Source organism: Enterococcus sp. C65, from assembly GCF_040887165.1.
Taxonomy (GTDB): domain Bacteria; phylum Bacillota; class Bacilli; order Lactobacillales; family Enterococcaceae; genus Enterococcus_B; species Enterococcus_B hirae.
The window spans coordinates 101,927-119,264 of sequence record NZ_JBFOFG010000004.1 but is presented as its reverse complement, the minus strand read 5'-3'; the positions used below and the strand labels follow the sequence as shown (position 1 = coordinate 119,264).

The 17,338-nt window shown below is 34.8% G+C and carries 27 protein-coding genes and 1 pseudogene; 4 read left to right on the top strand and 24 right to left on the bottom strand.

Translation table 11 applies throughout. The features are described 5' to 3' along the window. Position 1: 1 nt before the first annotated feature. The 7 genes from AB3I12_RS05785 to AB3I12_RS05755 form a co-directional block, all read right to left on the bottom strand. Positions 2–565 (bottom strand): phage scaffolding protein, encoded by a 564-nt coding sequence (locus AB3I12_RS05785; protein WP_368015615.1) that lies wholly within the window; start codon positions 563–565, stop codon positions 2–4. A 115-nt stretch (positions 566–680) separates the two neighbouring features. Then, complete coding sequence (locus tag AB3I12_RS05780) at positions 681–1,847, bottom strand: phage minor capsid protein (protein ID WP_368015614.1); 1,167 nt, start codon at positions 1,845–1,847, stop codon at positions 681–683. Between the two features lie 5 nt (positions 1,848–1,852). Then, positions 1,853–2,059: a hypothetical protein gene (locus tag AB3I12_RS05775; protein ID WP_368015612.1), complete on the bottom strand. Its 207-nt coding sequence runs from the start codon at positions 2,057–2,059 to the stop codon at positions 1,853–1,855. Further along, positions 2,056–3,537, bottom strand: a complete 1,482-nt coding sequence (locus AB3I12_RS05770; RefSeq protein WP_368015610.1) for a phage portal protein — start codon at positions 3,535–3,537, stop codon at positions 2,056–2,058. The genes AB3I12_RS05775 and AB3I12_RS05770 overlap by 4 nt, the downstream gene beginning before the upstream one ends. Before the next feature lie 59 nt (positions 3,538–3,596). Continuing rightward, the gene (locus tag AB3I12_RS05765) at positions 3,597–4,937 is read right to left on the bottom strand and encodes a PBSX family phage terminase large subunit (RefSeq protein ID WP_368015608.1); all 1,341 of its coding nucleotides are present in this window, start codon (positions 4,935–4,937) and stop codon (positions 3,597–3,599) included. Next, entirely contained in the window at positions 4,930–5,583 is a 654-nt protein-coding gene (gene terS / locus AB3I12_RS05760) for a phage terminase small subunit (protein ID WP_202764710.1), read from the bottom strand. The genes AB3I12_RS05765 and terS overlap by 8 nt, the downstream gene beginning before the upstream one ends. A 42-nt stretch (positions 5,584–5,625) precedes the next feature. Continuing rightward, entirely contained in the window at positions 5,626–5,850 is a 225-nt protein-coding gene (locus AB3I12_RS05755; RefSeq protein ID WP_368015607.1) for a hypothetical protein, read from the bottom strand. 441 nt (positions 5,851–6,291) lie between these two features. Between AB3I12_RS05755 and AB3I12_RS05750 the strand changes: the two genes are divergently transcribed. Next, the gene (locus tag AB3I12_RS05750; RefSeq protein WP_123840303.1) at positions 6,292–6,795 is read left to right on the top strand and encodes a hypothetical protein; all 504 of its coding nucleotides are present in this window, start codon (positions 6,292–6,294) and stop codon (positions 6,793–6,795) included. A gap of 231 nt (positions 6,796–7,026) precedes the next feature. Here AB3I12_RS05750 and AB3I12_RS05745 read toward each other — a convergent pair whose 3' ends face one another. Next, complete coding sequence (locus AB3I12_RS05745; RefSeq protein ID WP_368015606.1) at positions 7,027–7,503, bottom strand: sigma factor-like helix-turn-helix DNA-binding protein; 477 nt, start codon at positions 7,501–7,503, stop codon at positions 7,027–7,029. A gap of 345 nt (positions 7,504–7,848) precedes the next feature. Between AB3I12_RS05745 and AB3I12_RS05740 the strand changes: the two genes are divergently transcribed. Then, on the top strand, positions 7,849–8,277 hold the full coding sequence (locus tag AB3I12_RS05740; protein WP_002301747.1) for a hypothetical protein: 429 nt from the start codon (positions 7,849–7,851) through the stop codon (positions 8,275–8,277). Between the two features lie 106 nt (positions 8,278–8,383). Here AB3I12_RS05740 and AB3I12_RS05735 read toward each other — a convergent pair whose 3' ends face one another. Genes AB3I12_RS05735 through AB3I12_RS05725 form a run of 3 tightly spaced genes read right to left on the bottom strand, consistent with a single transcriptional unit; the run spans position 8,384 to position 9,343 of the window. Then, positions 8,384–8,575 (bottom strand): hypothetical protein, encoded by a 192-nt coding sequence (locus AB3I12_RS05735; protein ID WP_002335802.1) that lies wholly within the window; start codon positions 8,573–8,575, stop codon positions 8,384–8,386. Between the two features lie 7 nt (positions 8,576–8,582). Further along, positions 8,583–8,771 (bottom strand): hypothetical protein, encoded by a 189-nt coding sequence (locus AB3I12_RS05730; RefSeq protein ID WP_002317594.1) that lies wholly within the window; start codon positions 8,769–8,771, stop codon positions 8,583–8,585. Next, a complete protein-coding gene (locus AB3I12_RS05725; protein ID WP_368015604.1) occupies positions 8,768–9,343 on the bottom strand; it encodes a hypothetical protein in 576 nt (191 codons plus the stop codon). Before AB3I12_RS05725 ends, AB3I12_RS05730 begins: the two co-directional genes overlap by 4 nt. 51 nt (positions 9,344–9,394) lie before the next feature. Between AB3I12_RS05725 and AB3I12_RS05720 the strand changes: the two genes are divergently transcribed. Further along, positions 9,395–9,826 carry a hypothetical protein gene (locus AB3I12_RS05720; protein ID WP_368015603.1) on the top strand — a complete coding sequence of 144 codons (432 nt, stop codon included), beginning with the start codon at positions 9,395–9,397 and terminating at the stop codon, positions 9,824–9,826. Between the two features lie 6 nt (positions 9,827–9,832). On the opposite strand, the gene AB3I12_RS05715 is transcribed toward AB3I12_RS05720, so the two are convergent. The 6 genes from AB3I12_RS05715 to AB3I12_RS05690 all read right to left on the bottom strand — a co-directional run bounded on the left by AB3I12_RS05715 (position 9,833) and on the right by AB3I12_RS05690 (position 14,124). Further along, on the bottom strand, positions 9,833–10,294 hold the full coding sequence (locus tag AB3I12_RS05715; protein ID WP_368015602.1) for a DUF1064 domain-containing protein: 462 nt from the start codon (positions 10,292–10,294) through the stop codon (positions 9,833–9,835). 141 nt (positions 10,295–10,435) lie between these two features. Beyond that, complete coding sequence (locus AB3I12_RS05710) at positions 10,436–10,678, bottom strand: hypothetical protein (RefSeq protein ID WP_053766689.1); 243 nt, start codon at positions 10,676–10,678, stop codon at positions 10,436–10,438. Continuing rightward, positions 10,675–11,523 carry an ATP-binding protein gene (locus AB3I12_RS05705; RefSeq protein ID WP_368015600.1) on the bottom strand — a complete coding sequence of 283 codons (849 nt, stop codon included), beginning with the start codon at positions 11,521–11,523 and terminating at the stop codon, positions 10,675–10,677. Before AB3I12_RS05705 ends, AB3I12_RS05710 begins: the two co-directional genes overlap by 4 nt. Next, entirely contained in the window at positions 11,523–12,308 is a 786-nt protein-coding gene (locus AB3I12_RS05700; protein ID WP_114634693.1) for a hypothetical protein, read from the bottom strand. Before AB3I12_RS05700 ends, AB3I12_RS05705 begins: the two co-directional genes overlap by 1 nt. Before the next feature lie 15 nt (positions 12,309–12,323). Then, the gene (locus AB3I12_RS05695; RefSeq protein WP_368015598.1) at positions 12,324–13,139 is read right to left on the bottom strand and encodes a PD-(D/E)XK nuclease-like domain-containing protein; all 816 of its coding nucleotides are present in this window, start codon (positions 13,137–13,139) and stop codon (positions 12,324–12,326) included. Continuing rightward, positions 13,102–14,124 (bottom strand): recombinase RecT, encoded by a 1,023-nt coding sequence (locus tag AB3I12_RS05690; RefSeq protein WP_368015596.1) that lies wholly within the window; start codon positions 14,122–14,124, stop codon positions 13,102–13,104. Before AB3I12_RS05690 ends, AB3I12_RS05695 begins: the two co-directional genes overlap by 38 nt. Before the next feature lie 52 nt (positions 14,125–14,176). Here AB3I12_RS05690 and AB3I12_RS05685 point away from each other — a divergent pair, with 52 nt between their 5' ends. Next, positions 14,177–14,527, top strand: a complete 351-nt coding sequence (locus tag AB3I12_RS05685; RefSeq protein ID WP_104660618.1) for a hypothetical protein — start codon at positions 14,177–14,179, stop codon at positions 14,525–14,527. Here AB3I12_RS05685 and AB3I12_RS05680 read toward each other — a convergent pair. The 7 genes and pseudogenes from AB3I12_RS05680 to AB3I12_RS05650 form a co-directional block, all read right to left on the bottom strand. Then, positions 14,511–15,110: a hypothetical protein gene (locus AB3I12_RS05680; RefSeq protein ID WP_368015595.1), complete on the bottom strand. Its 600-nt coding sequence runs from the start codon at positions 15,108–15,110 to the stop codon at positions 14,511–14,513. The genes AB3I12_RS05685 and AB3I12_RS05680 overlap by 17 nt on opposite strands. Before the next feature lie 2 nt (positions 15,111–15,112). Beyond that, the gene (locus AB3I12_RS05675; RefSeq protein ID WP_178309266.1) at positions 15,113–15,307 is read right to left on the bottom strand and encodes a hypothetical protein; all 195 of its coding nucleotides are present in this window, start codon (positions 15,305–15,307) and stop codon (positions 15,113–15,115) included. Further along, positions 15,300–15,650, bottom strand: coding sequence for a hypothetical protein (locus AB3I12_RS05670; protein WP_181934947.1), 351 nt, complete (start codon positions 15,648–15,650; stop codon positions 15,300–15,302). Before AB3I12_RS05670 ends, AB3I12_RS05675 begins: the two co-directional genes overlap by 8 nt. A gap of 10 nt (positions 15,651–15,660) precedes the next feature. Further along, positions 15,661–15,885, bottom strand: coding sequence for a hypothetical protein (locus AB3I12_RS05665; protein ID WP_053766684.1), 225 nt, complete (start codon positions 15,883–15,885; stop codon positions 15,661–15,663). 51 nt (positions 15,886–15,936) lie between these two features. Next, a complete protein-coding gene (locus tag AB3I12_RS05660) occupies positions 15,937–16,113 on the bottom strand; it encodes a hypothetical protein (RefSeq protein WP_207430734.1) in 177 nt (58 codons plus the stop codon). Between the two features lie 10 nt (positions 16,114–16,123). Further along, a complete protein-coding gene (locus AB3I12_RS05655) occupies positions 16,124–16,438 on the bottom strand; it encodes a DUF771 domain-containing protein (protein ID WP_088762544.1) in 315 nt (104 codons plus the stop codon). Between the two features lie 13 nt (positions 16,439–16,451). Continuing rightward, positions 16,452–17,201 (bottom strand): annotated as a pseudogene (locus tag AB3I12_RS05650) (antA/AntB antirepressor family protein). Positions 17,202–17,338: the final 137 nt, after the last annotated feature.

Genomic DNA, 17,338 nt, shown 5'->3' with positions numbered 1-17,338 from the left:
ATTATTCACCTAATCTTTCTTGAATTTTTTGTACAATCGTTTTATCTTCGCCTTGATTACCAACGGGATTTCCACCAGTAACAATTGTTGGTGTGGATTTGCTATTTTGGTTCGTTTGCTGAAATAAAAATCCTTTATTTTCTTGCAAGCTTTTTAATTGTTCTTCAAAACCTTGCAAGCCATCATCTGTGACTTTGATTGTTTCTCGATCTAACAGATTCAAAACAATATTTTCATCAAGCGCATTTGCTTCTTTTAGAGCTAATTTGATGGCAAAGTCTTTTTGTTGTTCAGCAAGTTTTGTTTCAGAATCAGATTTGACAGCATCAAATTTGTTTTGTAATTCGGCAAGTTGTTGAGTTAAATCTTCATTGCCTTTAGCTGATTCTTTCAGTGCATCCAACTCAGTTTGATTTAAATTTAGTTGTTCTTTAAATTGATCACGCTCTTGCTCTGCAATAGAAAGATTCTTGTTTAAATCGTTAACAGTTTGGCCATGCAATCCCATGACTGAATTAACTTGCTCATCTGTCAAACCTAGTTCTTTTAATTGTTCTCTTTTCATTTTTCTTCATCCTTTCGAGTTTTAACGTGGCAACGACCACGATGGAGCAGTTTGTCTTTAACGCCTTAACAAGCTAAACAAGGCAAAAATAAAAAGCCTGAGTCATTGACTAGGCTTAAAAATCGTCGTATCTAAAATCTTTCAGCAGTGTATTGATCGGTGTATACACTTTCTCGCGAGAATAGTTTCTATTTAAATAATCATTTGAGTCAACTAATTTACGTAATCGGCTTTGTGTAGCTCTGATTTTTCTTGTCCATTCTTTAGCATTTGAATCTTGACCAAGAGCTTCAGAGACCATTTTGTTCTTCTTGTACTTAACAATCTGTCTTTCTAAATACCGTTGTTTCTTAGTTAATTCGGCAACTTTTTTATTTTCTTTTGAATCGAATTTAGGTTGATTATTTGTACTTACACCAGGGATATATGGAATGTGTAAATGTAGACAATTTACACCTCGATGACCTCCTGAAGTTCCATATTCAGCTTGCCAATATGGATCATAGATACTTCGATACTTCCAATTTGATGGCAATTCAGATATTTGCCTTAAATCTACAACATGACCTTGTATTTTAGAACAGGCATGCCTTGCTCCCATATGACTTGTAACTAGTATCGTATGAACCCCATATTCACTCATACGGTCTTTTCTTAGCGTATCATAGGTATTCGCTAGGGTAGACTTTAAAACCGTTCTAACATAGCGTTCTAGGCTCCATGTATGCCCCCCTTTATCGATAAAAGCAGACTTGATACCTTTTTGTGCCCATTGCTGAACTGTCTTTTCCAAAGCTTCCTCAAAGGTAAATAGACCGCTATTGTATGCAGCAGTTGTTTTATTAATAATTTCCGAATACATTTGGGTCGTAGCAGTTCCATATCCAAAGTTAGTGGACAATAGTGTCTGATTCACGTAGTTATCAATTTCAGACCAAACCTGTTCATGATAAGATTTCATGATGCTATCTAAATCATTCGGCAATGGCAACGAATCGTACGGCAACTGGCCATCCACATCTTTTACAATTTTCTCTCCCGAACTCTCAAACATTTTCTTTATTTCAGTTTCAGCAATTCCGGTTATTTGTGAAATAGCCTTAATCGCGTCTTTATTGAAAAGATATAGCTCCTGCAGTTTCTCGCGTTGCCATTCAAGTATATTGGCATGGCCTGAGTTCAAACGCTTTGCTATTAGACGTATCAGTTCGCCCTCTAACGACTGGTAAAGATGAGCCATATTAGAGGACCATAAATCTAATTGATGTGGTGTAATAGCCATTTTGATCACTGCTTTCTAAGTTTTGTTAACGATGTTCCGCCTATTCTTGCGACAAATTCAAATGGATATTTAGGCATTTTATTAATTTCATTACTTATTTGAATTTCTACGTTCACTTGATGTTTATTGTTCTGTAGCCCACTTTCAATAGAAATAGAGCTAGGTATAGATCCAATACTTTCAGCTTTTGAATTAATTAAGTTATTATTCATTCGTCTTCTCCCAATTCTTTTCTCGTCAAAAACGCTTGTGCTTCTTGCGGATCTAACCCTAACTCTTCTTGTTGTATCTTTTGATACCACTTCAAGGCTTCTTCATCCGTTAATTTAAATAGTCCTTTCAACACTTCCGTTGTTGGTATCAATCCAGCGGTTTTAGCTTTACTATAAAATTCCAATTTTTGATCTAAACTTTCAAAAATACCGTCATCGAAGTCCACGCTAATTTCTTCGAAGCTAGGTATCTCTCCGCTATAAAGATTTTTACCATTGTAAACAGTACGTTTCGCCAGTTCTAAAACTGAAACAATTAAACCTTTGATGAATTTTTCAACCTCATTACAATGCATATTTCTAGTCCGATATGTTAATGAATTTTCGCTAGCAACTTCGGTAGCTGTTTTTACCGATTTGCCATCAAAGCTGAATGTTCCAATGCTTAACTGCATCTGCATTTCTAACGTCTTCATAAACTGATTAATCGCTGAAATGTATTGATCTGTTCGTATGTCATGAGTTATGTCTTTTATCATTTCACTATCTTGTTCCATTCTCATCGGACGATAGATATTAACTTCTGGATCGAATACAGGTTGCAAAGATGTTCCTTGTTCATTTGGTCTATAGTCTAAAATATGATCACTAACAACTACTGTTCTTTGTCCCATTTTTATTTCCCAATTAAACTGGTCGAAGGTGTCGTTGATTTGTTTAAGTGTATTTTCTGCATTATCACAAATACCAATCCCTAGAGGACTATACAAACTAAAATTATTAAAGCCTGCTGGTTTCAAATAATTTAATAATGGCTTTTTCATTTCCGCAAGGATTGCTGTCTCAGTTATCCCCTTGTATTGGCCCTTATAACCCAAAGGAACTTGTTTTCCTATTACTGCTTCATCTTCTGAACGGTACAGCTCATTGGTAATTTGCAGCGAGTCTTTAACCCATTCATGAAACTCCAACAAAGTATAGTAAACAGTAGTGTCTCCTTCTACCTGAACAGATTTAAACATCAGAACTCCCTCTGAAATTCCATTGGAAGTTGACCTTAAAGGGTAGAAAGAATTAGCTAATGCCCAAGAAAATTCAACTTCTCCAGTAGACATATCTACGTATGGTCGAACTGCTAAACCTCCAGTAGCGAACATCGGTTCCAAATATTTTGTCATGTTCTTTTTAAAATCGTTATGTTCTAAAACATGATGAATAAATTTATTTGCATCTGGTCCATCAACTTTGATTTCTACTTGCTCGTTGAATACAAGATTAGCCATCATTTCAGCTGTAAGTTTTCGCATGTTTAAAGCCATGTATTTACGCTTTTTAGTTTCGTTGTTTGAATTGATATACGAAATTTCTCCATAGTCATTTCGATATTCTTTAAAGTCTTTCGCAATTCTGTTTAATTCAATCGGATCTATATTTACTTTTGGATGGTCATTAATTGTATTTAACACTTGTCCGTTCAATATATAGCCTCCTCTCTTGAACATATTTTTGATAGAATTTATGAATCCCATGCTGTCACCTACCTTTTTAAGCCCCAATCTCTTGCATTATCTATACAAGCATATTTGAAAGCATCTACCGAGTGGTCAAATTCTTTGATAACTTTCGGATCATCATAGTTCAAATATTTTTCGTCAAACTGATATCGTTTATGCTCTTCTATAAACAGTTTCAAGCTGTCACAGTTTTTTAGTCCTGTTATAAGCGTTGGCTCTAAATAATAAAAACGCCCCTGAGCTAATAAATCATGGACGTAATCAATCATATCTATGTTCTTTTTCTTTGCCACGGGATGCCATCTTTGTCCATAGTCTTTAAAATATTGATTACGCAAACCACCTTCTGCACTATCGATGGTTCGATTAAGAATTGGCGCATTCCCAACTAATTCGTGTCTTGATGTTTTAGTTATAAATTCATGTAGCTCCTTCGATAAATCACTTGGAGCTTTTTTTACGGTTTTTCCTTGCGGTGAATAATAGTACATATTCACTAATATCACGTTGTTCTTAGCCGTTAGTGCAAAGCATAGACAAACAGTAGCAGAAGTCTGATGCCCCACGTCCATTGCATAGTACAAAGAAACTATTCTATCATCTGAGGGGAACTCATCTAGTCTATGAAACAAATCAATATTATAAACATTCGTTCCAAGACCAACTGGCTCACCTAAATATAGGTATCTATAGTAGTCATAATCGTTCTCTTTAATACGGTTAATCTCATCAAGCATTTGCTTAGTTACAAAACCTAACTTATCATCCATGTAACTTGATTCATGGACTAAATAGCCTGATTGCCCTTTTAGAGACTCCGCCCATTCATTTATCCATGAATAAGGATTGCGCGGAGGATTATAGCTCCAAAAAAATTGAACCGTCTCAGCTAAAGGATGTTTCTGACGCATAAACGTTGTGTTTGATTGGTCAAATTCTTCTGAATCCTTAAATTCCGCTGCCTCTTCATACCATACAGCTATAATGTTCCCGATGTCATTTGATTTCAGTTTTTGAAAGTCATCTTGTCCGTAAAAATAAAAAGTTGAGCCAGTTTTATTATGAGTAATTTTGAACGGCGAAACTGTACAAGTAAATTCATTAGTGATTTGGAATTTATTCAATGCCCATTGAATTTTAAGATATACGCTATCCCGTATAGTATTTGCAACTTTGCGTATAACTACCACGTTGGCGCATTCATTCTTGATAACATAACGAATCATCATTAAAACAATTTTAAGAGATATCACAGATGATTTAAAAGAGTTACGTCCCCCTTTTAACACATTGTAAGGTTTCTTAGATTTCCAAACCGTCTTAAAATGAGGATTAACTTCTTTTTGTATGTTGATTTCAGTCATCTGTATCACTCCAAGAATCAATAATCGTAATATTATTAGTCTCAGATCCATTATCACGAATAGAGTCTTTTATTTTTAGAATTCTAGCGTCCATCAATTCTAACTGCTTACGTCTTTCATCTTTTTCGTCAGCAATATTGATGAACTGCTTTATCAAATTGGATAGCGTGCTCATAGCCCTTGATTGTGCATTCATGAAATTCGCTTGCTTGTCCCAAGCATATTGGATAGCGTACTCTTCCGAACTTCCTGCATCACTCGACGTCCACTTAGAAACTTCTTTTGATAAATCTTCTGAACCAGAAACATACATGATTTTCTGCGCTCTGATAATAGCCGTGTACTGGATCATGATATTATTCCATAAGATATCCTCAGGTTTAGAGGTTGCAACCTCATTCATGATTTCTAACGTTTCAGAGGGTAACCAATTAGCAAAAAGACCATGTGTAACAGCATTTTTGTTATTATCTGGTGCTCCCTTGTTATTAGGTGTGGTTGCGTCCTTGGTTGCAACCTTTTCTTGAGACCAGTAACGGGATTTCCATGACTTTACTGTGCTGATGGATACACCATACTTTTCCGCTATTTCTCTATACTTCAACCCTTTTTCATAATCATCTTTAGCTAGTTCGTATTTCTTCACATGTGACACCACCTCGCTTGTTTGCAACATTTGTTTTGTAATCTACACATACTTTGAAAGATTTTCCTGTATGTGTTTATCTGAATAAAGACAATGCCCACAATAAATCAATTTGTAGCGGTCAATCTCATCAGGTGTTGCTTCTCTCCTCATTTCAATGATGGAGTACTTCTTTTTGATTTGGACTGACTGAACCACTCTGATTGGATCATCTGTATTTGGCTGTGGATACCTATTTGTTAGTGATACGTACCAGTAGTTTCTCATCATGCAGTCTCCTTTGTGTTAAATAAAAAGACCACTCAAAGAGTGATCTAATATGTAATGCACAGGCAGGGACGTTTCCGATCCTGTGCTTGAGTCATTTGATGATTCGTTTGTACCGAATCCCAAATCTCAATCTAACCAACTATGTAATAGCAACCAACACACAGACAAGTCTAATACTTCCTGCGCCTACCCACTTCCTCAATACCTCGGTTGCTAACGGTTTTACTGACAGGCAGTTATGGATTACCGTAAACTAAAGTCATTGGCAAGGAATCGAACCTTGCATGGTTGCCGAAGCATTAACCTAGCACACATGCTTAGCGTCTATCCTTTCCGTCACAGTGACAAATTAATATTGTGAAAATAAGTACTAAGTGTATAATTTTAGTTATCAGTGAGTGGTCCGCTGATAATAAAAACAAGGAGTGAACTTAATTTATGAATAAATTAGAACTACAAGCATTTGAATATGCAGTTCATGTATTTAATGAAATACTCGAACTAAGTAACCAAGACTACAGCTTTGAAATTGTTTGGAATACCAAATTTGGTCCATCTTACGCTAATAACATTATTTATAGAAGTGAGCGTACACCCATTATGGAAATAAATTTTAATGATAATTATGGAGGCTATAATTATAAAACGTTTGATGTAGGATGCTATAAAGATGATTTTCTCGCTTTCGTTCGCCACAATGTCTTTAAATATTTTGAAAATTCATTTGATAATGGTTTTTCTGAAAAACTACAGATAGTAGAACAACCATATTACTTAATGAACAAATTATTAGAATTATCAAAAATGGAATCAAACAATGAATTAAAGAAGCCAAGTTACTCATCCGTTTGGAATTTCAAAACATTAGATGGTTCAATTGAGTTACCTTTTATTAATGATGATTCCTTGATTGAATATCCTATTAGTTTGTTAAAAAAATAGTCAAGAATCTTTTAAAACAAGCGAACTATTTTGTATAAAAGTTTTCTCCTATCCTCTATAATAATTTTTTATTATAGCTATCTAATCAAAAAATATGAAAGAGCCACAGATACCAATTAAAAAGTTGGGATATCTTGGCACTTTCATATTTTTTTGACACTAGTAGAATATCATGCTGCTAACAATGTTTACATAGCTACAATGACCTAACATTTAGTGAACATTGTAATTTTAGAATAAAGAGAGCTGTTCTTTGTACTTCTTGCTATTGTAAAAATCAATTTCGTTTTCTTTTTTCAATCGGTCAGCTTGTCTGTGTTCGTACTCATCTAAAAAGTTCAATGTCTTTCTAATTTCTGCATGTCGCTGTCTGACATACGATGAGCTATACCCAACAGATTCAGCAATATCTTCTAAGCTCATTTGATCAACATATTTCATCTTAACAATTTGATTATCAATACCAGAAAAGCTATCTATTAGTAATAGCATTTCTTCCTTTTGATCATTTAATAGTCTCAATTCATTTTCTATCTTTTTGATGTTTTCTTCTAAAGAAGCTGATCTAGAATTTTTTTCGATACGGACGTCTGCTAAATCTCCATTGACCCATCGATTCAATTCAAGCTTACTTTTATTAAGATTCCACTTTAAGTAAAGAATCTGCTCATCAAGTTCTTGATAATCTTTTAACCACTGAAATCTCACAAACGCCACCCCTTATATGATAAAATAGTATTGCGCTGCTATCTCGAAAGAGGTGGCTTTTTTTATTTTTTCTTAGCCGTTCCATTCTGGATTGCCTTTTGTTCCAAACGACGTTTTTTCTTCTTGATTTTCGATTTTGTTTTTCCCATACAAACATCCTTTCTGGAATATATATCGTTCGATTTTTACTGTTTAACAAGAGATGACCAAATTTTATTGTTCGCTTTGAATCATCTCTTTGAAAAAATTTTAGTATTTTTGTAAGACCCCCTAAATCAGCTTTTTTTATTTGATATAATATCTTCACAAGGTATTTTACTTGTAAATTAAATCGAGGTGATAATAATGGAAATTGAAAATTTTGAACAAAAAAAACAGATTTTATCAAATTTATTAATTGATGGTTTTGATAACGCAAACTATTCACATAAACTTTTATTTAAAAGCGAGCTAGATGATGAAAAAGAATTTGATAAGCAAAAAGACTTAATGTGCGCCTTAACGTATTTAAATCAGGCTCACGCCAGCTTCACAAATGCCTACACCTTTATTGCTCTTAACGATGAACTTCTTGGTGGTCGTCAAGAATTTGACAACATATTACATCAGTTCACTGAATTTAATACAGAATTCTTAAATAATGTACGAACCAACCACAGCCATCAATGGAGTGATATAGAATTTAAGCGTTTAGTAGATTTCTTTGAAGCAGCAAGCGGTTTATTAAATGGCCACGAAAGAATTCAAGGTCTGATTAATGAGGCTAGAAAATAGACAATAATTGTTTCCCAGCCGACCTTACACGTCGGCTTTTTTGCTTTTTTTAACATTTCTAACTATTTAGCCGAGCAACTATTATTCGTTACGCGATATTCTTTTTTTATTTATCCCATTTGGTAAAAATCATTGGTTCCGGCATAATCTGATCATCCTTTAGCAACGCATCAGGATATTTTTTCCTTAGCTTCTTATTATTCGTATATGTTTTAAGCAACCATTGACTTGCTTCACTTTTGCTTTCACCGGAAAAATAAATTTTCCCTGTTTGGATGCCTGCAAGTTGAATCATCATTTCCACCTCAAATTAGATTTTTTTCTGCTAAATGGAGCAAAAGTAATCCGACATCAAGAATCTTTTGATCCATTATTTCAGCTACTTTGCTCGGCTTAACTCCTTGAGAAAAGAGCAAGCGTGCTTGCTCTATCTCTTCATGAGTCCAAATAAATTTGGCTTCCTCAAGGATAATTACTGGATCAGTTGCTCTCATTGTTCCTCTGGAAAAATGATGTCTTCCTTATGTTTAGACCAGGTATCTGCATATGGAGCAAAGTATTGTCTAGCTAATTCGATTTGATCAATTAAAGCTGTTTCTGATAATTCATGATCTGCGGCAATTTCATTCATGCTGTCGCCTTCATCTAAACGGATAAGAACGTCTCGAACATTTACAGTTACGTTTTCTGGCAGTTGCAATGTTGTTGCTGTTTTAATAAAATCATCAACGGTTTCTTTTGATACAAGGAATTCAATATTCTCAACTTCTTCCACTCCATCGCCAATATCCAAAGAAGTTTGCTCTTCTTTTAACATTTCAATTGTGCCATCTGAATTCACAACATATTCAATATTTGGTTTCTTCGTTTGCTTGTTTACTGGCACTGTGTATTCGATTGTTTCTGGTTGAATTACTACAGTTACTGTTGAGCCAAGAAATTCAGTTAAATTTTCAGTACTACCTCTCAATGATCCGTTGCTAACAACTAGTAATACTTCTGTGTTCCCATTTGATTTTGATGTTACTTTCTTCAATTCTGGTCTGAAATCCACTTGTTTTGTCATTTTATTTTCCTACTTTCTTTGATATGCTTTTTATTAAGGAGTTGAATAATTGTGTTTAATAAAATTAAAGAATCACTGAAAAAATATTTTAGAAAGATTCGTTATAAAACAGCGGAATCAAAACTCTATAAAAAATTTTTCAATAAACAAACAGACTCTCAAAAAATGAAAAAATTCCTAAAAAGAGTTGCTAATGGTAAATACACTGTAAAAGACAATGTAGGAAAAACTCATCCTAAACTTTACGAAGATTTATTTGTCGTAAAAATAGCAATTGAAAATGAATACGTACGTGGCATCGAATTAGTATATGAAGAAGATATCATTCCAATACTAAACGTGAGTTATCCATCTGTTACTGTTTTAGGAGAAAATTTTTTGCGTAATCAGTCTTTTTACAATAAACATCCTATTTGGTCATCAATTTTAATAGCCATTATTTCGTCGATCTTCACTCTACTCATAAGCGATTTTTTCAAGTAATTAATTTTATAAAGAAGCTTCTTGTTGGAGCTTTTTTTTTCTTCGTTCCGTTTGTCTTTTCCGTTGCTGTCTTGCTGATTCAAAGCAGTCCATTTCAATAAATTTATTGATTTTTGAATCGAACTTAGCAAATGTAATTGGAAAGCCGTATCGATGAGCAAACATCTTCATTTTCAGCATAGATATTGCATCTTGATAACCTTTGACATCAATCACTTTTTTCACTTGGCCATTCTCATAGATTACAAAATCAGCTCGGTAATAAATCGGCGCAATCTTACGATCGTTACATAAATATCCTTCTTGCAATAAAACATTCTCTTGCATTGCGCAATAGGTTTCAGATAAAGGTATAAAGCTCATGCCATTTCGTTTTAGCTTCATGTAGTATCTAGCCTCTGCCTTTGAATCAAACACAATGCCGTCTACTTCATGTTTTTTATTTCCGTATTTGCTTTTTGTCACCATCTGCATACTTCCTTTTTAATTCTTTTAATCGCTCATCATGCTTTCGCCCATTTCTATTGCATACTGGGCAAGGTTCGCAAGTTGACCAGCCAAGCGACGTCTTATACCAAATGACAGTTTCATCATTACACCTTAAACAAGTCATTTTGCACCTCTCATCCATGCCTGATTACCCTTTGGAGTGCATTCCTCTTCCTTTGCTGGCTTAGTTTTAATTTTTGCAAATCGTCGGTCAGGCTTAAACGTTTTGAATATTTCACCACCGCATGTATTTGCAACTAATTCAGCTGCTTCATAGCTCTCATAATGATGTGCTTGTTCAGATGAAATAACGCCTTTTCCGTTTTTGTCTAAATAACACATTTTCTTAATTACAAAGGTCAAACTGGATTCCTCCTTTTGTCTGTCGTTGTTTTGAATACGGCAATGTTCCCTTTTGTTCCATTCATGACACGAGAGAACACTCGCTCGCCGTACGCATGTTTTAATTGCTTTGATGATAAATTAGTCGTGAATATCGTAGCTTTGTTTAAACGGGCTTCTGTGAGCGATGTGAGAACATCAACATCGTATGGTGTTGCTTGATTGTTTTCTTCCATTCGACCTAGCTCCGCACCTAAATCATCAATCACCACAAAATCTGTCTTTTTTATTTCAGCCATCAATGATCCTGTTACAGCTTTTCTTGCTTCTGGATCATTCATTGCGAACTTCAATTGCTCTAATAATTCTCGATAGCTTATAAATGAACAGGCAATTTTATAATTAGATGCTCTCATCACTTCTTTAATCACTGCAGCACCTAGATGAGTTTTTCCGGCTCCTGTTCTACCAGTAATAACCGCGTGAATCGTGCTACCATCTACGATTTTTTTAGCCCATTCTTGAGCCATTCTTTTTATTTGTGCTGTTTCCTGATCAACTACTTTGTATCCATCAAAATCGAAGGTCCATATGGCATCGTCCGTAATCATTGAACTGTTAATCATTCGATTGATGGCATCCTTTTTCATTGCTTCATTTGCTTTTTGGATAGCTTCTTTTTGATTTTTAGTTACCATTTCTCGGTAACCACAAATCTTATTGATACATGTAGGACCGCATCGATCAGTACCATCTTTATTTTTTGTTTTCCAGATATACAATGGATCACCACATTTCGGGCAATTATGATCTGCTGTTTTTAATCCGCCGTAAGGTGCAGCCATTGCACTTAGTTTTTTATTCATTACCAATCCTCACCTGTTTCTGGTAACTCATCATTAGAAATATTTTGTTGTTTTCTTTTGTTTTTTTGGACAGCCATCTTATCAAAATGTTTTCTCAAACTCGTTGGAGATAAGATCACACCTGACCAGAAGTCATTACTAGTAGCCCAAACGATCATGTCTTGTACTTCTTTTCCAGTTCGTTTGTCAGACTCGATTGTTAAACGAATCGTATTCGCCCATTTATCCAAATCAGGTTCCTTGATGTTTTGATTTTTTCGAATGAGTTTTAATAAAAGAATGGCCAATTTTTTATTTGGATCATCATCTGCATACTCTCGCGTTTTTCGAGAGTTGCGAGGATTATTATTATTCTTTTCATTCTTATCATTCTTTTCATTCTTGTTAGTTGTTAGTTGCTTGTGAGTTGCTTGTTGGTTGCTTGTGAGTTCCTTTGTTAGATCATTGTCTTTTGATTGGTAAACCTCCCAGTTGACAATGGTTATAAGCCTATTTTTGTTTGTTGGTTGGTTTGTTAAAAATTCATATTTTTCAAACCTCTTTAGAGCAGTTCTAACATTTTGCAATGAGATACCTTTACCACATTTTTTTCTAATACTATCGAGAGAAGTAACGAATTGACCTGGACTTGCTTTGTACGGTTCGCCTTGCCATTCCCACTCTCTTTCTTCATGATTCGCCATTGAAAGAAGGGTAATTAAGATAACTTTTTGCTCTGGTGTAGATTCTTGCCAAATAGGTTTCTCGAGTAATTGGCGATAAAGCTTTATCCATCCTCCGGTCATTTCATCACCACCACTCTACAAATCGTCCATGCTAGTGAATCCAGTAATTGGAAGATTACCTCTACAGTACTCGCACAAACCGCAATGTTTCGGCTTCTCTTCTCCGTTCTTCACTCTGACAATTCGCTCAATTTTTTCTTTTAATAAGACAAGTTCGTAATTCATTTTGTCTTGTTCAATTGTTATAAGTCTTGCTTCACTTGGTGTTTGTTTAGAAACTGCTGCAATAATCGGTGTGAACGTCTTTCCGTATTGCTGTAAAAGTAACTCCTGATATACAGCCATTTGAAGTACATATCCAAAATTGACTAGGAATGTTTCTCTTGATCCATAATTGTCATTCCATTTACGTTCGTGCATGTCTTTCGTTGTTTTGATATCGACAAAGTATTCTTCTTCTAAATTCAAGCAGTCAATTTTACCTTTCCACTGAGTTTCAAATAATTCACCTATCACAATCGTTTCTTTCTCACCTTGATAAATGTTCATGAAAGCTTCTTCTTGTTTTAATCGATCAATCATCTGTTCAGCAATCTGGAAATCTTTCAATAATCCATACGGCTTGCGACTAGAAAACATTTTGGATTTATTTTCTTCTTTGAACGCTTCGTGTATCTCTTTCGATTCAAAATACGAATGTACATAATTCCCGACTAAAAGAGCTTTAGGATTAGATATCGGTTGCCAATCCCCTTTGAGTTTGGCCAAGGCGGCCGCTTCACATTTTAAAAAGGACTTATATTGTGACGTTGACATGTACTGCCAGTCAGTTTCATTTGAGTAATAATTCTCATCAGAAAGGGTACTCATCGTCTTCAAATTCTGAGACATCATCTGCACCTTCCTCACGTCCGAAATCTGGAATATCTAATAATTCTTCTTGAATCGGTTCGTTCAATGTTTCTTTTTCAATCGGATGAGCTTGTTCAACTTCTGGATGTCCTGGCATATCTGCAATACGAGTATTTTCTTCTTGAATATCGTTAGGAATCACAATCTCTTCTGCTTCTTTTTGAATTGGTTCGACAGTTTTATTTGAAAACAGTTTTTCTTCAAGTGTGGCCACTTTTTCTGCTTGTGGCGTTACATCTTTCCGATCATTGTCAAATTCATTTTCTAACGTATCTTTTGCGGCTTGAACCAACAAATCATTATCGTTGCTTGTGTTGATTAATGCTTTAGCTGCACGATTAATCACTGTTCGTTTAGCCATTTCCTCTGGAAATTCCTTTTGCGGTCCAGAACCTTTCATTTTTGACTTTGCCCAGCTTTGGTCAATTTGCTTTTTCGTCATGACTGTTGTGGTCTCTTTACCATTTGCTAACTTGATAACTACATAAGCAGCAATGATTTCATTGTCTAAATTCTCGAATTTTGTTTCATGCTTTTTGATAACCATGTTTGGTCCATCCATTGCAACTTCAAACTCATCACCTTGTCGAACGACTACAGGCGTAATATCTGCCCCTCCAGTTACACGATCAAGAACCGCCATTGTTCCAAAATACGAACGCATTAGCTGAACCTTGTTTCCGTATTTAATGAAATAGCATTGTTTTTTTGCTGGAGATAACCCTTGAATAGCCATGTCTAAAAGTGCATTAGAAATGGAAGTTTTCATTTCTTGATTGTTTGTAGCCATCTGTAGCAAATTTCCACCTGTATTGTTAGTAAGTTCGAAAAAAGCACTCTTTAACGCATTTTGTGGACTGTAACCTGGTGGCATTTCTAAGCCCTGTTCTTGTAATCGTCCAAGATTACTAATCACCTGCTCGTCTAATGAACGTTGTGTTGTTTGTGTTAAATCGTTTGCCATATTTTATTCTCCTTTGTTTTGCTATACTTATTTTGAAAGTGAGGCGATAAAAATGTATAAGTTAAAAAAAGATACCTATAATGAGCTTTCTGGAATCTGTCGATTAGTTATGCAGAACATTAGAGATCTAGAGGAAGGTAGTAAAATGGACTTATTCGATCCTCGTATTAGTAATGAAGAATATTATTTATACTCATCTGTTCTTAAAAACTATAATTCTTTAGGAAATCAGTTGCTCAATAATTGGGAAACTTTAAAGTTTGACGATATAGACGCTTTTTTCACTAAACTGAGTACGTATATTAAATACTTAGATTTGTTCATCAAAGAACCAACTATAGAAAATCAGTTGAGATTAACGTCTATTTACGACAGTCTCGATAAGCTTAATCAGCGTATTTAAGATCATCATCTGCAAAAGCAATCAGGATCGCATCTGTCAGAATTTGTCCGATATGAAAATTTGCATCGAATCCATCGGATGGAAGTTCTCTTCTGAATTCACTTAACTTTTTGCATAAAAAAGCCAGTTCTTCTTCTTTCATTGAGGGAAGAAGTTCTTTTTTTACTGCTAAAACTTTATTGAAAAACTCTTTGCTTAATTCGCATAATTCTTTTTCTAATTTTTTTGGCAACTCGGGATCGATTGTTAACTCGGCACTTTTTAAATCTTCCCTCGTTACGTTGATATCTTCCTTTTTAGGTTCATTAATTGGTTCAGCTTGCTTTTCTTTAAATGGATTCTCTTTTTTCAATAAATTTTGATAAAAACTCTCATCTACCATAATGAGGGCCTTTCTCGTTTGGTCATAACTTGCCCCATTTTCTTTTACAACCTTTTTTATTTCCTTAAATAGACCTATTGTTTTTTCACCAGCAACAGTAGCTGTATTCCCAACAAGAGAACGTCCAGCGCTAAAACCATCCAAGTTTAACCGTTTAATATGATTCACAATATCTGAATCAATACGTATACTTTTAACCATCTCTAAATTCCTCCTAGTTCAATCTTTGGAAAATATTGTTGTACATATTCCAAAATATCCTCTTCTTGTACATATCCATCTTCGGTTAAGTAGCAAGAGTCACCTGGATATAACGGATTTCCTTGCCAATCAACTCCGACAGGACTAGCTTCATTTGGCGGTTGCTGTCTAGCACCTAAAGAATCAAAATCATTCATCGTAATCACCACGATAATAAATCATTGCTCTCAACTCGCTTTCAAGTACTTCAATCCTTTTCTGAACTGACTTGGAAACAAGCTTACGAATTTCTTCTTGAATGTCTGTGATACCAAGATCACCTTCAAGTTTGACCTTATGCCACCTACTTTTCTCTTCTTGGAAAAAACCTCTTCCTAAAAATTGAGTAGGCACACCGATGGAAATATCAGTCATAAGCTCATTAAGATTATTCAGTGCTGGTGATTTCAAGCTGATAAGTAAATCTTCCGCCTCGTTGATTTGATCAATGACATGCTCCATTTTTAAAATTTGCTTTTTAGCTACATCCTTCACACTCATCATTTACCTCCTAAAATTCCCAAAATAATTTGATGGTGCCATCATCTTGCTTGATGTTTGAAATGCCTTCGCTTTCCAGTGATACGAGAAATGATGGTGTCAGACCTTTTGAATGAACAGTGCAACTCGTTTGTCCATAACTTGCTGCGGTTAGAATTTTTTCTTGGATGTCTTGTTGCGCTTTGTTCATCATTACTTCGAATATTTCATCGCCTAATCCTTTTACTGAAATCATTTATTTCCTCCTGTGGTATAATGGTTTAAAAGATTTTTCTTTTGGACACGATTATGCTTGCCGGCGGTCGTGTCTTTTTTTGGTTTTATACTCAGCTTCATCAAGACCTATGAAGATCCAAACCATGTAAACAATCGTGCCGATTAATGCTTGTCTGCTTCCCCAAAGACCTAAAGCGTAGATCATTAGTGGTGCGCTGAATACTAATGCTCTATTGAATTTACCCATGTTTTTCCTCCTAATCTTTTAAAATCTCCGAGAAATTTGTTTCTAGAAATTCTCTGGTTTTGCTTGCTAAAAATAAATAGTTACCACCAACTCCTTTTGGATATTGAACAAATCCTCCATAATTCACATCTAAAATTTTGCGAAATTTTGGAACATATAAAACATTTTGTTTAAACCATTCGGAACTTCGATTGATTTTTTTTAGAACATCTTTCAATGACCACCAAACGCCAATCTCTGCTTGATCAAGCAGTTCTTCATAATTGATTTTTGAGATAACAACATAATCTTCAGGAATTGGAATTTTTGCGTTCAAATATTGCATGATCTCACTTCCTTTATTTTTCTTTCCAAACTCCATACTTAATAGCGAAATCCTTGACTACAGATAAATAAATTTCTTTTAACCTTTTATCACTTTCGATTACATCTAACTTATTTGTCTTATCTCGCTTGGATTTTGAAACACCTTCGCCAGCCATACGGTTACGTAAATTGGTTAATCTAGTTTTGAGAGAAGAACCTGCTCTACGATCAACTTCTTCATATATCGCTGTTTGAATTTCTTGATAAGCACCGTATCCGCCTTGAGTTTCCGCCATTTTATTTACGAGTTTTCGACATTCTCTACGCCAGTCAGTTGTATTCAACGCCACAATTTCAGTAATATTGTCCATTTGTGTTGCTAAACGTTTTGTCTCTAATTATTGTTTAGCTACTGCATTAAATATTCCTTGGAACATTTGAAGTTCTGGACTTAGCTTTGAAGTATCAAGTAATTGTTGCTTATATTCTTTTTCTACCTGAATAAAATATTGACGAGCTTGTTTCCCTTTTTCTGTTCGTTGGAGCATTGAGATTTTTTTTGCCATATCTAACTTTAAAAAATGGTTTTTCTGAGGTCTTCCACCTTTTACTGATTTTTCAGTAAAACTTATAAAATCAACGTTTTCAGAGAATCCATACTCTCTCATTCTCGGAAACCAATCATTATACCGCTCTTTTACTTCCAAAAATTCATGTAACTCTCTACCACTTACTAACTGCTCATTCTCCTCGTTTGTTATTACTTTGATTAGTTCTTTCATTCGTTTTTCTCCTATCTGATTTTTATTTGCTATAATTCTCATTAGAAAGCGAGGTGTTTTGATGTTTAGCGAAGAAAAAATTTCTAAAGTTTTTGAGCATTATGGAATAGATACTACTAACCAAGATATGGAAAAAT

Excerpts from the sequence above, each read along its gene's own strand:
- AB3I12_RS05775 (WP_368015612.1), bottom strand. The coding sequence starts at position 2,059 with ATGAATAATAACTTAATTAATTCAAAAGCTGAAAGTATTGGATCTATA.
- AB3I12_RS05740 (WP_002301747.1), top strand. The coding sequence starts at position 7,849 with ATGGAAATTGAAAATTTTGAACAAAAAAAACAGATTTTATCAAATTTA.
- AB3I12_RS05695 (WP_368015598.1), bottom strand. The coding sequence starts at position 13,139 with ATGTCTCAGAATTTGAAGACGATGAGTACCCTTTCTGATGAGAATTAT.
- AB3I12_RS05685 (WP_104660618.1), top strand. The coding sequence starts at position 14,177 with ATGTATAAGTTAAAAAAAGATACCTATAATGAGCTTTCTGGAATCTGT.
- AB3I12_RS05785 (WP_368015615.1), bottom strand. The coding sequence starts at position 565 with ATGAAAAGAGAACAATTAAAAGAACTAGGTTTGACAGATGAGCAAGTT.
- AB3I12_RS05665 (WP_053766684.1), bottom strand. The coding sequence starts at position 15,885 with ATGATTTCAGTAAAAGGATTAGGCGATGAAATATTCGAAGTAATGATG.
- AB3I12_RS05670 (WP_181934947.1), bottom strand. The coding sequence starts at position 15,650 with ATGAGTGTGAAGGATGTAGCTAAAAAGCAAATTTTAAAAATGGAGCAT.
- AB3I12_RS05765 (WP_368015608.1), bottom strand. The coding sequence starts at position 4,937 with ATGACTGAAATCAACATACAAAAAGAAGTTAATCCTCATTTTAAGACG.
- AB3I12_RS05755 (WP_368015607.1), bottom strand. The coding sequence starts at position 5,850 with ATGAGAAACTACTGGTACGTATCACTAACAAATAGGTATCCACAGCCA.
- AB3I12_RS05725 (WP_368015604.1), bottom strand. The coding sequence starts at position 9,343 with ATGACAAAACAAGTGGATTTCAGACCAGAATTGAAGAAAGTAACATCA.
- AB3I12_RS05750 (WP_123840303.1), top strand. The coding sequence starts at position 6,292 with ATGAATAAATTAGAACTACAAGCATTTGAATATGCAGTTCATGTATTT.
- AB3I12_RS05700 (WP_114634693.1), bottom strand. The coding sequence starts at position 12,308 with ATGACCGGAGGATGGATAAAGCTTTATCGCCAATTACTCGAGAAACCT.
- AB3I12_RS05705 (WP_368015600.1), bottom strand. The coding sequence starts at position 11,523 with ATGAATAAAAAACTAAGTGCAATGGCTGCACCTTACGGCGGATTAAAA.
- AB3I12_RS05780 (WP_368015614.1), bottom strand. The coding sequence starts at position 1,847 with ATGGCTATTACACCACATCAATTAGATTTATGGTCCTCTAATATGGCT.
- AB3I12_RS05715 (WP_368015602.1), bottom strand. The coding sequence starts at position 10,294 with ATGGTGACAAAAAGCAAATACGGAAATAAAAAACATGAAGTAGACGGC.
- AB3I12_RS05735 (WP_002335802.1), bottom strand. The coding sequence starts at position 8,575 with ATGATGATTCAACTTGCAGGCATCCAAACAGGGAAAATTTATTTTTCC.
- AB3I12_RS05660 (WP_207430734.1), bottom strand. The coding sequence starts at position 16,113 with ATGGGTAAATTCAATAGAGCATTAGTATTCAGCGCACCACTAATGATC.
- AB3I12_RS05730 (WP_002317594.1), bottom strand. The coding sequence starts at position 8,771 with ATGAGAGCAACTGATCCAGTAATTATCCTTGAGGAAGCCAAATTTATT.
- AB3I12_RS05675 (WP_178309266.1), bottom strand. The coding sequence starts at position 15,307 with ATGAATGATTTTGATTCTTTAGGTGCTAGACAGCAACCGCCAAATGAA.
- AB3I12_RS05690 (WP_368015596.1), bottom strand. The coding sequence starts at position 14,124 with ATGGCAAACGATTTAACACAAACAACACAACGTTCATTAGACGAGCAG.
- AB3I12_RS05655 (WP_088762544.1), bottom strand. The coding sequence starts at position 16,438 with ATGCAATATTTGAACGCAAAAATTCCAATTCCTGAAGATTATGTTGTT.
- AB3I12_RS05680 (WP_368015595.1), bottom strand. The coding sequence starts at position 15,110 with ATGGTTAAAAGTATACGTATTGATTCAGATATTGTGAATCATATTAAA.